The sequence below is a fragment of the Methanobrevibacter cuticularis genome, assembly GCF_001639285.1.
GTDB classification, from domain to species: domain Archaea; phylum Methanobacteriota; class Methanobacteria; order Methanobacteriales; family Methanobacteriaceae; genus Methanobaculum; species Methanobaculum cuticulare.
On sequence record NZ_LWMW01000147.1, the window covers coordinates 36,925 to 49,593 of the forward strand.

General features: G+C 29.4%; 9 protein-coding genes. 7 read left to right on the forward strand and 2 right to left on the reverse strand.

The features are described 5' to 3' along the window. Window positions 1-994 precede the first annotated feature (994 nt). Together MBCUT_RS11020 and MBCUT_RS09535 are read right to left on the reverse strand one after the other, a co-directional pair. Window positions 995-1,150: a hypothetical protein gene (locus tag MBCUT_RS11020; RefSeq protein WP_157082568.1), complete on the reverse strand. Its 156-nt coding sequence runs from the start codon at window positions 1,148-1,150 to the stop codon at window positions 995-997. A gap of 37 nt (window positions 1,151-1,187) precedes the next feature. Further along, window positions 1,188-1,397: a PRC-barrel domain-containing protein gene (locus MBCUT_RS09535; protein WP_067260444.1), complete on the reverse strand. Its 210-nt coding sequence runs from the start codon at window positions 1,395-1,397 to the stop codon at window positions 1,188-1,190. A 766-nt stretch (window positions 1,398-2,163) separates the two neighbouring features. On the opposite strand from MBCUT_RS09535, the gene polC reads away from it, so the two are divergent. The 7 genes from polC to MBCUT_RS09565 all read left to right on the forward strand — a co-directional run bounded on the left by polC (window position 2,164) and on the right by MBCUT_RS09565 (window position 12,526). Continuing rightward, window positions 2,164-5,526 (forward strand): DNA polymerase II large subunit, encoded by a 3,363-nt coding sequence (gene polC, locus MBCUT_RS09540; protein WP_067260445.1) that lies wholly within the window; start codon window positions 2,164-2,166, stop codon window positions 5,524-5,526. A gap of 553 nt (window positions 5,527-6,079) precedes the next feature. Continuing rightward, a complete protein-coding gene (locus MBCUT_RS11025; protein WP_157082569.1) occupies window positions 6,080-6,232 on the forward strand; it encodes a hypothetical protein in 153 nt (50 codons plus the stop codon). Window positions 6,233-6,543: 311 nt separating this feature from the next. Continuing rightward, window positions 6,544-7,413: a nucleotide-binding protein gene (locus MBCUT_RS09545; protein WP_067260446.1), complete on the forward strand. Its 870-nt coding sequence runs from the start codon at window positions 6,544-6,546 to the stop codon at window positions 7,411-7,413. A 149-nt stretch (window positions 7,414-7,562) separates the two neighbouring features. After that, window positions 7,563-9,104 carry a nitrogenase component 1 gene (locus tag MBCUT_RS09550; RefSeq protein WP_067260447.1) on the forward strand — a complete coding sequence of 514 codons (1,542 nt, stop codon included), beginning with the start codon at window positions 7,563-7,565 and terminating at the stop codon, window positions 9,102-9,104. A gap of 229 nt (window positions 9,105-9,333) precedes the next feature. Beyond that, entirely contained in the window at window positions 9,334-10,680 is a 1,347-nt protein-coding gene (locus MBCUT_RS09555) for a nitrogenase component 1 (protein ID WP_067260448.1), read from the forward strand. A gap of 235 nt (window positions 10,681-10,915) precedes the next feature. Then, the gene (locus MBCUT_RS09560; RefSeq protein ID WP_211263805.1) at window positions 10,916-11,734 is read left to right on the forward strand and encodes an ABC transporter ATP-binding protein; all 819 of its coding nucleotides are present in this window, start codon (window positions 10,916-10,918) and stop codon (window positions 11,732-11,734) included. Between the two features lie 24 nt (window positions 11,735-11,758). Beyond that, window positions 11,759-12,526, forward strand: coding sequence for an ABC transporter permease (locus MBCUT_RS09565; protein ID WP_211263804.1), 768 nt, complete (start codon window positions 11,759-11,761; stop codon window positions 12,524-12,526). The last annotated feature ends 143 nt before the right edge of the window (window positions 12,527-12,669 follow it).

Below are 12,669 nucleotides of genomic sequence, written 5' to 3' on the forward strand. Positions count from 1 at the left end.
GCTGATGCTATTTCTTGTGAAAATTTGTGATTAAGCTTTTACTTTTTCCAGTTTCTAGTTTGACATTAACATTTCTTAAGTTTAGTGATTTTATTTCTTTATTTTTTCATTGAATGTGTTCTTTCAGTGTTTAATTTGATGTCTACATATTCATCATTGGTTTTTATATGTTTCATTTCGTTTTATGTAGTTTGTTTTTTTTTAATCTGAATATGGATTTGCTTTTTTTCCTATTAATTGTGAATATGATTCGGTTGAGGGATAAAGTTTGTTAAATGTTATTATTGATTTTTTTTAAGTCTATCGTTGCTTGATTTTTCTATATTTTCGTATGCGAGTGCATGTTCTCAGGTAGTCATTGGAGGGATAATGGAATCTATCATGAAGTCATTTTTAACATCTGAAAGAGCAGATGTTGTGGTTTAAACATCTTTAAATCTCTAAAATCCAGATAAATTTAAATGATTTTAGAAAAATCAAAATAAAACTATTTAAAAAATAAAAATACAAACTAAAACAAATTTATATTCTTAATAAATATCTAATTAATAATATTTAAAATTATATTCTTAATAAATATCTAATTAATAATATTTAAAATTTATATTAATAACAAAAGATAAATAAATAATAAAAAAATAAATAAAACTATTTTAACCAAAAAAATATTAAAAAAAGAATTTAATAAAGAAAAAAATGAAAATAAAGAAAAAATAGAAGAAATTTCTTAACTTGACAGAATTGATTATTTTTTTTTATTATTTTTTTGGAGATCTTTTAATGAAAAGTCTAAAGCAAATGATAGACTAACAAAAGTTATTAACAGCAATTATAGTTATTTGCTGAGTATCTAGTTGAAGATTTTAAAGAATAATATGTTGAACTGATTGATAATGATTGATTGGTGGTGAATTAGCAACAAATCTCGCAGACCTCAAAGGATACTAAAACCATTAACAGATGACATGAAAGAAAAATAAGGAGTATAATATTTTCATTCTTTAATACATCGATCTATCCAAACAGTACAACCGCATTCACTACATGGTAAAAGACTAAAAGTAGAATCATTCACATCAACTACTCCACCACAGCCATTGCATTGATAAAGACCTTCTCCTGGCTGATCTCCACTGTAAAAAGTTTTCATTTTACTTCCTCCTCATTCATTTTAATTATTATTATTATTATTTTTCATTTGTCACTAGTACAACATCTACTATATTGTCAATTTCATTAAAAGTAAATATTTTATCTTCTGTTGATAATAAATGTGTTTTTACTGCAATTCTTTCAATAAAACCAGTGTTTTGATTGATTTCAAAGTTATTAACTTTACCTATCACATGTCCTCTACTATTAATAACTTTCAATCCTAATAATTTAGTTGCTTCCATTTTAATTCCTCTTTTTAATTAGAAAAAATGTAAGTGTTACATTACTTTTTTAAGATATTTAAATTTTAAGTGAACATGCAAACTATTAATAAGAAACTAACAAAAAAACATGCTAAGAACTAATTTTAAAGATAGAATTCATTTATACTTCTTTTAAGATAATTTTTTCAGGTAATATAATAATTGTACTAAAATATACCATTATTCACTAACTACACTAACTAAATAGCTATTTCTAAGATGACTATCTCAATATGTCAAAATTATCAAAAATTTCAATATTCCATAGTTAGTAAAATATTATTCATTAATTTATATCCTTACATTAAAATTAAATACTAATTTTTACATATTAATTTTATAAACAATTTTCCATAATAAATATTATAATTATATTTTAAATCATTAATTGTATTAATGTTAAATATTTTATTTCAAATTATAATTTTATATGATAATCAGATTTTTTATGATAATTATACTTAAATTTATAAATACCACACATAATTTATAAATATCATATACAATTTATAAATATAATACATAATTCAGATTTTTTATGATAATTATACTTAAATTTATAAATACCACACATAATTTATAAATATAATATACAATTTATAAATATAATATATAATTCATAAAGATAGTATACAATTTATAAATATCGTATATAATTTATAAAGATAGTATATAAAGATATTAAAATTATTATTTTTTGCAATTACATTTTGATTTCATTTTGAAATAGATATTAAGTGATAAAATGGATTATTTTGAAGGATTAGAGAAGGAAACTAAAGAATTATATGAAATAGCTAACATGGCAAGGTCGAAAGGATTAGATGCTCAAACTGAAACAGAAATTCCTCTAGCTAAGGATTTAGCTGAACGTGTAGAGGGGTTAGTTGGCCCTGAAGGAATAGCTAAAAGGATTAAAGATCTTGAAGATGATATGTCTAGGGAAGAAGTGGCTTTTAAAATAGCTGCTGAAATATCTTCTCAAGAGTTTGATGAGGTAGGAAAAAAGCAGCGAGAAATCGATACAGAACGAGAAAGGCTTGCAGATCAGGCAGTTAGGACAGCTTTAGCTATTTTAACAGAAGGAGTTGTAGCTGCACCACTTGAAGGAATAGCTAAGGTTAAAATAAAAAAGAACTCTGATAACTCTGAATATCTGGCTGTTTATTTTGCAGGACCTATAAGAAGTGCAGGAGGAACTGCTGCTGCATTAGCCGTTCTTATTGGGGATTGTATTAAAGTAGCTACTAATTTAAGCAATTATCTACCTACTGATTCTGAAATTGAGCGTTATGTTGAAGAGGTGGAACTCTATGAATCTGAAGTAACAAATCTTCAATACTCTCCAAAACCTGATGAAGTTAGGTTAGCTGCAAAAAACATCCCCGTTGAAGTTACAGGTGAGCCTACAGACAATGTTGAAGTTTCTCATAGGGATTTAGAAAGAGTTGAAACTAATAATATCAGAGGAGGTGCTTTACTTGCTATGGTTGAAGGAGTAATTCAAAAGTCTGCAAAGGTCTTAAAATATACTCACACTCTTAAACTTGATGGGTGGACTTGGTTAGAAGAATATTCTAAAGAAAAAGAAGGAAATGAAAATAGTTCTAATCAGGAAGAAATATCAGATGAAGAAAAAATAAAGTCAGGTAAGGATGATGCTAAGTATATTCAGGATATTATTGGCGGAAGGCCAGTTTTAGGTTATCCTTCTGAAAAAGGAGGATTTAGGTTACGTTATGGTAGATCAAGAAACACAGGTCTGGCAGCTATGGGGGTAAATCCTGCTACAATGCAGCTATTGGAATTTTTAGCTGTTGGAACTCAACTTAAGATTGAGAGACCTGGAAAAGGAAACTGTGTTGTTCCAGTTGATTCAATTGAAGGTCCTCTTGTAAAGCTTAAAAATGGGAATGTAGTTAGAATATCTACAGTAAAAGAAGCTAAGGCAATTAAGGGACAAATAGCTGAAATATTATTTTTAGGTGATATGTTAGTTGCATTTGGCGAATTTTTAAGAAATAATCAAACATTGCTTCCTTCAGCTTGGTGTGAAGAGTGGTGGATTGAAATTATTAAAAATTCTCCTAAATATAATGAAGGAGATTTAGATTTAGAAAAATTAGGTGATTTTAAAAACAAAGAAAATAGTTATATCTCAGCTAAGGATGCATTTGAAATCTCTAAAAAGTATGATGTTCCTTTACATCCAAACTACACTTATTCCTATAATGATGTTTCTATTGAAGATTTAAATTCTTTAATAAAATGGATATCTAAGTTTAAAAATAGCTTTATTGAAGATGAAGAGCTTAAGCTAGATTTATCTTATTCAAAACGTATTTTAGAAATAATTGGAGTTCCACATACATTAGAAGGAAAAGAAAATCCTCAAGTTGTTTTAAATTCAGATGATGCTTATAGTTTGATTCATACTTTAACTGAAGAATTAGCTATTGAGGATAATCTTAAAAATGATTCCACTCTTAATGCAGTGAATAAGATTTCAGCTATTGAAATAAAAATTAAAGCACCAATTTACATAGGAACTCGTGTTGGAAGACCTGAGAAATCAAAAGAAAGATTAATGAAACCAGCTCCCCATGTTCTATTCCCAATAGGCAATGCTGGAGGTAGTCGAAGATTAGTGGCTGAAGCTTCCAAAAAAGGAAAGATAAATATTGAAATTTCTAGAATGCGGTGTACTAACTGTCAAATTAGCTCTTTTCAATCTTTATGTCCTCATTGTGGATCACCAACTGAAGTTGGAACTCCTAGTAGAAAAAATATCAATCTCTCAGGGATGCTAAGAAAGGCTTCTGAAAATGTTAATGTTCGAAGAGTAGATGAAATCAAAGGTGTTATAGGAATGATTTCTGAGTCTAAACTTCCAGAGCCTTTAGAAAAAGGAATTTTAAGAGCTAAGAATGAAGTTTTCACCTTTAAAGATGCTACTATTAGACATGATTCTACTGATTTACCACTAACTCATTTCATCCCTAAAGAAATTGGAGTCACAGTTGAGAAACTAAAAGAAATGGGATATGAAAATGATGCTTATGGAAATGAAATAGAAAATGAAAAACAAATAGTTGAGTTAAAGGTTCAAGATGTTGTAATATCTAATAAATGTGGAGAATATCTAGTCAATGTAGCTAATTTCATGGATGATTTACTAAATAAGTTTTATTCGATGGATAAATTTTATAATGTAAATTTAAAAGAGGATTTAATTGGTCATTTAATAGTAGGACTTGCTCCTCATACATCAGCAGGGGTTCTTGGTCGTATTGTAGGTTTTACAAACGCATTAGCTTGTTATGCTCACCCTTATTTCCATTCAGCTAAAAGAAGAAATTGTGATAGTGATGAAGATTCTATAATGCTTCTTCTCGATGCATTAATCAATTTCTCTAAATCATATTTGCCCCGAACACGTGGGGGAAGCATGGATGCTCCATTAGTTTTATCTTCAAGAATTGATCCTGAAGAAATTGATGATGAGTCACATAATATAGATGTTATGGAAAAATTATCATTGGATTTCTTTAATAAAACTCAAGAGTTTATAAAACCATCTGATGCTTTAGATTTAGTTGATAATGTTTCTATGCATCTTGGAACTCAAGCGCAATATGAAAATTTGATGTTTTCTCATCATACTTCAAATATTCACGCAGGTCCAAATATATGTCTCTATAAAACTCTACCTTCTATGAAAGAAAAAGTGGAATCTCAGATAGAATTAGCTGAAAAAATAAGAGCTGTTGATCAACGGGGAGTTGTTGAAGGAGTTTTAAGCTCTCATTTCTTACCTGATATAATGGGTAATGCAAGAGCATTTTCTAAACAAAAGGTTAGATGTACTACCTGTAATTCAAAATATAGAAGAATGCCACTTTCAGGTAAATGTAAATGTGGAGCAAACCTTATTTTAAGTGTTCCTAAAGGATCTGTAGTCAAATATCTAGAAATTTCCAGAGATTTAGTAGCTAGATACCCAATTACACATTATTTAACCCAAAGATTAGAAATTCAAGAATTTGGAATCGATTCACTCTTTGAAAGTGATAAATCTAAACAAAGTTCTTTAGATGTATTCTTATAATTAATAAAGATTGTTCCATTTTTTAATTTTTTATCATTCATCATTATTCTTTATTTTATAATTCTTATTTATTTAGTTATTTTATTTATTATTCTTTATTTTATAATTCTTATTTATTTAGTTATTTTATTTATTATTCTTTATTTTATAATTCTTATTTAGTTTGTTATTTTATTTATTATTCTTTATTTTATAATTCTTATTTAGTTTGTTATTTTATTTATTATTCTTTATTTTATAATTCTTATTTATTTAGTTATTAAATATTAAAATATTCATATTATAAAGAATTTACTACCACCATTTTTCTTATTTATTTCTAATTATATGATTAGAACAGTAACCTTTATATATGAAAAATACTAATTATAATAACAATTGTTATATTAATGCTCAATAAATTTAAAATTATTTATAAATTAAATAATTTAAGCAGTAACTTTATATATGATGTGTGATAATTATAGAATAACAATTGTTATAATTAATGATATAAAAAATCTATTTAATTAGTGTTGTGTGTGACTTTAACAAAATATATGGAGATCAAAAAATGAATTTACTTTATAATACAAAAGAATCAGTAGAGTATGCTGCTAATGATTTAAGTACCAGTAGGTTCACCTATATATGCAATAGGTTTTTCACATCTTATAAACTATTTTTAAGGCACATGTCTTGTTCTATCATTGATTTTATGTGTTGATCGCAGATATTGGCATCTAATAACTCTGAGTTTTGTTGTTGATTTTGTTGTAATTACTTGTAATTACAATAATTTGATTATAATTTAACATTATTTTAGTATTATTCTAATATTATTATAATTTATTTCAATGGCATATTGTTAAGTTAATACTTCGAGTTATTATCTGCTATTATCTGTTATTTATTAAATCTTATTTTTAATATAATTTTCAATGTTATTTTAGATTATAAGAACATAATAAATACTATTAAAAAATAACAATTGTTATAATTATTGTTCGACTTAATATTTAAAACGAGGTATAAAAATTGAAAAAAATAAAAGAAATTGCTATATATGGAAAAGGTGGGATAGGAAAATCTACTACTACATCAAATATTAGTGCAGCACTATCTGATGCGGGATACAATGTAATGCAAATCGGTTGTGATCCAAAAAGTGACTCTACTAATACATTAACTGGTGGAAAATCTATACCAACAGTGCTTGAATCCTTGCGTAAAGGGAGAGGGGCTCTTAAGATAGAAGATGTGATATTTGAAGGTTTCAATGGTATTCACTGTATTGAGGCTGGAGGACCTGAACCAGGTGTAGGATGTGCTGGAAGGGGCATAATTACAGCTGTTGAGTTTTTAAAGCAACAGAATGTTTTTGAAGAATATTCTCCAGATGTTGTTTTATATGATGTACTTGGGGATGTTGTTTGTGGTGGTTTTGCTATGCCTATAAGAGAAGGAGTAGCAGATCAAGTTTATACAGTTTCATCAGCAGACTTCATGGCAATATATGCAGCTAATAATCTTTTCAAAGGTATTAAAAAATATTCAACTGGAGGAGGAGCTCTTTTCAGTGGTCTTATTGCAAATTCTATCACATTTTCAGCACAAAAAGATATTTTGGAAGATTTTGTTAAAAAAACTGAGAGTACAATAGCAGGCTTTGTTCCAAGATCACTTGCAGTTACTCAAGCAGAATTGTCTGGTAAAACAACAATAGAAGCAAATCCAGACTCTGACCAAGCAAAAGTTTACAAGAAATTAGCTAATGATATTTATAAAAATAAAAATGAATATGTACCTTCACCACTAGAAAGTGATCAACTTAAAGATTGGGCTGAATCCTGGTCTGACAAACTTATTGAACTAAAAAAACAAGAAGAGGGTGATTTTAAAATTTAAATAAATAATCAAACAATGAAAAAATCATTAACAATGAAAAAACCTTTTAAATGTATAAAAAAATAGTAAAAATCGGATAATAAAGGCACGATTTTAAAAAAATAGAACATAAAAATGTGATATATAGAATAGAAGAAAAGAGGTATAAAATGGCTAAAAATGAACTTGATTCAGAAGATTACATTGTAGAGCTTGATAAAGTTACATGCCCAACACGTGAACAACGTGCTAATGGTACAAATGTGTATTTTGGAAAAGCAACTGAGCTTTTACAGGATGCTAAGGATGGGAATTTAAAATGTACTGAACGAGGATTTCAACAATCTGGAGGTTGTATTCTTAACTTTTATCTTGCTGTTAGGGTTTCAACTATAAGAGATGCTGCAATAATATTTAATGGTCCTGTAGGATGTTCTCATTCCGCATTAGGTTATAAAGAATTGTATGGAGCTATTCCAGAAGCTTTAGGAAAACCTACTAATTATAATCTTAACTGGCTCACCACCAATCTTGGTGAAGATGATGTGGTTTTTGGTGCTAAAGAAAAACTTATTGAAGCTGTTAAAGAAGCAGAAAAAAGATATTCTCCAAAAGCTATTTTCATTCTAACTACTTGTGTTACAGGAATCATCGGTGAAGATATTGAAGCTGCTGTAAATGAAATACAGCCAGATACAAAAGCAACAATTGTTCCAGTTCACTGTGAAGGAGTAAGATCTAAAATTATGCAGACTGGATATGATGCATTTTGGCACGGTGTTTTGAAATATCTCGTTAAAAAACCTAAAAAGAAACAAAAAGACTTAGTTAATATAGCTAGTATGTTATCTTATGCATGGCAAGATAGAGTAGAGATTGAAAGACTTCTTGGTAAATTAGGTCTTAGAGCCAATTTCATTCCAGAGTTTGCAAGTGTTGAGGATTTTGAACAATTAGGAGAAGCAGCAGTAACTGCACCAATTTGTCCAACTTACACAGATTATCTTTCAAGAGGACTTCATCAACATTTCGATGTACCGTTTTTCATGTATCCTTCTCCAATTGGTATAGTCAATACTGATCAATGGCTTAGAGAAATAGCTAAGTATACTGGAAAAGAAAAAGAAGTCGAAGAACTTATCAAAGAAGAACATAAACAATGGGTTCCTAAGATGGAAGAAATCAATAAAAAATTCAAAGCTATCGAAGAAGAAAGAGGGGGTAAAAAAGTTGATGTTCTTGGTTCTCTTGGACAAGGAAGGCTTGTTACCCAGCTACCTTACTTTGAAGAGTTAGGTGTTACATCAAGTTCTGCAATGGCTCAGGATTTTGATAATATATTGATTGATGAATTAGAAGATGTTATTAACAGAGTTGGCGATTTTAATGTCATGGTAAATACATTCCAAGCTGCAGAACAACTCCATATCACCGAACAAACCAAGCCAGATATGGCTTTGACTTGTCCTTTCCAAGGTGGAGCTTGGAAACGTGAAGGTTCTGTTTCAAGGTTACACTCTTTAAGAGGGGATCCGAGAAAATGGAGTACTCAAGCAGGGTATGCTGGTGCAATTGCATATGGAAATTTCTTGCTACAAGCACTTAAAAATGAATCACTACAAAGGCTTTCTAAGGAGAATACTGGAGTTAGTGTAAAAAAATGGTACTTAGATCAGCCAGATCCTTTATACTTTGCTGAAAAAGGGAAATAAACTTAAAAATTAATGAAAAATGAAAATAAAGTTAAAAATTAATGAAAAAGGGAAATAAACTTGAAAATTAATTGAAAAAGGAAAATAAAGTTAAAAATTAATTGAAAAATGGAAATTAAGTTAAAAATTAATTTTTCAAAGGAAAATAAACTTAAAAATTGATTTAAAATGGATAATATTTTAAAAAATATGATATATCTATTTTCATATTTAGTTAGGAGATTAAAAATTGAGTGATAATAAATCAGAAAATTATATAGATGAATCAAGTTCTCCCAGAATAGTGGAAGCTCCACGATATGGGTGTACATTATCTGGAGCTTATGAAGCAGCTGTTGGGCTAAATGAAGGTGTACCTATTCTTCATTCAGGTTCAGGTTGTGGTATGAGTCAGCTATTTGGCGCTAACTATGGAGGGGCTCAAAATGCACCTGGTGATTATGGAGGTTCGTCTACACCATGTTCTTGTCTTGTTGAGGAACATGTTATTTTTGGAGGGGAAGATAAATTAAGGAAACTTATTGATTCTACAATAAAAATATCAACAGGCGAATTCTTTACAGTGATTTCTGGGTGTGTTCCATCACTTATTGGTGATGATGTTGATGCAGTAGTTAATGAATTTAGAGATAAGGCACCTATTATTCATGTGAATGCTCCTGGATTTAAAGGGAATTCATTTGAAGGCTATGAACTCTTCTTTGAAGCTCTTGCAGATCAATTTTTAACACCTGCAAGAAGAAAAAGAAAGACATTAGTCAATATATTAGGTATTGTTCCATTTCAGCATATCTTCTGGAAAGGAGAACTTCGAGCTACTAAAGAATTACTTGCAAAAGTTGGCATAGAAGCAAATGTCCTTTTTGGAGAGTTTGATACTGTTGAAAAAATTCAAAAAATTCCTGCTGCAGCATATAATATTGTTTTATCTCCATGGGTTGGACATAGGGCTGCTAATAAACTTGAAAAAAAGTTTGGAACACCTTATGTAAGTTTTCCAGGAGTACCTACAGGCCCTATTCAAACCACTAACTTTTTACGAAAGTTGGCTGAAGTACTTCCTATCAATAAAAGAAAACTTGAAGATTTAATTGAAACAGAAGAACGTAGAGTTTATCGTGGAGTAGAGTATGCTGGAGATATTCTTCAGTTTGACATTCCTAATGTTTATTTTGCAGTTGTAGCTGATTCAAACACTGCAGTAAGCATCACACGGTATTTGACTGATGAAGTTGGTCAACTTCCAGACATTGTTATCATCACTGATAATCCTCCAAAAGAGTATAGGGAGAATATTATTAATGCAATAACAAGTACTGAAGAGATCGAATTTACTCCAGACATTATATTTGAAATAGATTCTTTTAAAATAAGTCAGCTATTGAAAGACAGACCGTTTTTAAACCTTTATGCAAGTTCTCTTGAATCTGTTATTAAAGATGAATTAGAAACTACTCATGTAACTGTTTCTTTCCCTTCATATAATAGGCTGGTTTTAGGAGATAATTATGTTGGATATGATGGTGGACTTAATTTAATACAAGATCTCTTTTATGATAAAGCAGGTCCATTATAGTGGATATTTTTTTAATAATAAGTGAGTATTATTAATTAAATAATCACTTTATATTTTTTTATTTGTCCTAAAGGGTTCATGAATTAGTATAATAATATCTAATGGATTTCTTGCTTAATGAATTGTAAAAAAATTAAGGAGAAGTGATAAAATAAGCGAAACTAAAGAAATATATGATAAAGAAGCTATTAATAATGACCAGTCAAATAACGCCCTCAAAATTAGTATTTCAAAGATTAAAAAAACTTTTCAAACTAAAAACAAAGATTCTAAAGAAGAATATCTCACAGCATTAGATGATGTAAATTTAGATATAGATAATGGAGAGTTTTTAGTTATTTTAGGTCCAAGTGGATGTGGAAAATCAACTCTGTTAGATATTATTGGAGGATTATCAACACCATCTGATGGTGAAATTAAAATAGATAATAAAATAATTGATGGGCCAGGATTAGATAGAGGAATTGTATTTCAACAATATGCTCTTTTACCTTGGAGAAGTGCTCTTAAAAATGTTACTTTCCCACTTGAAGCAGAAAAAGAAAAAAATGAACGTGAAGAAATTGCTAAGAAATATCTTTCTCTTGTTGGATTATCTGGTTTTGAAGATAGATATCCTCACGAGTTAAGTGGGGGAATGAAGCAAAGAGTAGCTATTGCAAGAGCTTTAGCTATTGATCCTGAAATATTATTAATGGATGAACCATTTGCAGCTGTAGATGCTCAAACAAGAGCTATTCTACAGGAAGATTTACTTAAAATTACAGAAAATACAAAGAAAACAGTTGTTTTCATTACTCATAGTATTGATGAAGCTATATTTTTAGCAGATAAAGTAGCTATTATGACTGCAAGACCTGGTACTATTAAAGAAATAGTAAAAATACCATTTTCACGATCATATCGTTTTACTACGGATTTTAAAAGTACTTCAGATTTTGCAAGACTAAGACATAAAGTTTGGGAGCTTTTAAAAGAAGAAGTCATTAAATCCCAAGAAATTGAGCATGAAGTTGAACTAAATGAAGTAATTGATAAAGGTGGAGGGATTTAGATTAGCTCTAATAAATTTTCAATCGTGTCTTTCTTTAAGTCTGCATTACACAAATATATTGCAATCATAATATTTTTAATAGCTTGGCAGATTCTTCCAACTTTAGGTCTTGTAAATCAGATTTTTGTTCCGACTCCAACAGCGATACTAGCTGAAATGTGGAGATTGTCTGCTGATGGGACTTTACAGTTTAATGCTATAATAAGTTTGTGGAGAGTATTTGCAGGTTTTGGAATTGCACTTTTAGTTGCATTACCTCTGGGATTCTTATTAGGTGGTTTCTTTAAAAACTTTGAAAAAGCAGTTAATCCCCTTTTACAACTATTATCTCAGGCAAACCCCTTCACACTGTTCCCAATTTTTATAGTATTTTTAGGTATAGGTGAACTTTCTAAGATATCAATTATCTATTGGGTCACTCAATGGCCAATATTACTCAATACAATTACAGGTATTTCTAATGTTGATCCTGTTTTGGTGAAGATGGCGAAATCTTCAGGTTTATCAAAAGCAGCAATATTTACTAAAGTGTTAATCCCAGCTTCATTACCTACTGTATTCACGGGAATTCGTATGGGTGCGGTATTCGCATTTTTCATGCTTATTGGTGCTGAAATGTTAGGTTCAACTTCTGGTCTGGGACATATGATTATGCAAGCTCAAATGGTAATGCAAATCCCTAAAATGTGGGCTGGAATCGTGACTGTTGCATTACTTGGTTACCTTGTAAATTATGTGATTCTATATTTAGAAAGAAGGGTTTCCACTTGGAAGCAAGATGTTGAAGTATGAATATTATTACAAATTCAAGTTTATTATTTAAACAAAGATATGGGGTGAGTGATATGATGTGTTGAGAATTAGTACATGTATTAATGTGTAAATTAAAAATAAATAGACAGGGGCAATGCCCTGCCTATTCTTTTCGTTCGTAT

Bases quoted from the DNA above. Each gene is read 5' to 3' on its own strand.
- MBCUT_RS09550 (WP_067260447.1), top strand. From the start codon at position 7,563: ATGGCTAAAAATGAACTTGATTCAGAAGATTACATTGTAGAGCTTGAT.
- MBCUT_RS11020 (WP_157082568.1), bottom strand. From the start codon at position 1,150: ATGAAAACTTTTTACAGTGGAGATCAGCCAGGAGAAGGTCTTTATCAA.
- MBCUT_RS11025 (WP_157082569.1), top strand. From the start codon at position 6,080: ATGAATTTACTTTATAATACAAAAGAATCAGTAGAGTATGCTGCTAAT.
- polC (WP_067260445.1), top strand. From the start codon at position 2,164: ATGGATTATTTTGAAGGATTAGAGAAGGAAACTAAAGAATTATATGAA.
- MBCUT_RS09535 (WP_067260444.1), bottom strand. From the start codon at position 1,397: ATGGAAGCAACTAAATTATTAGGATTGAAAGTTATTAATAGTAGAGGA.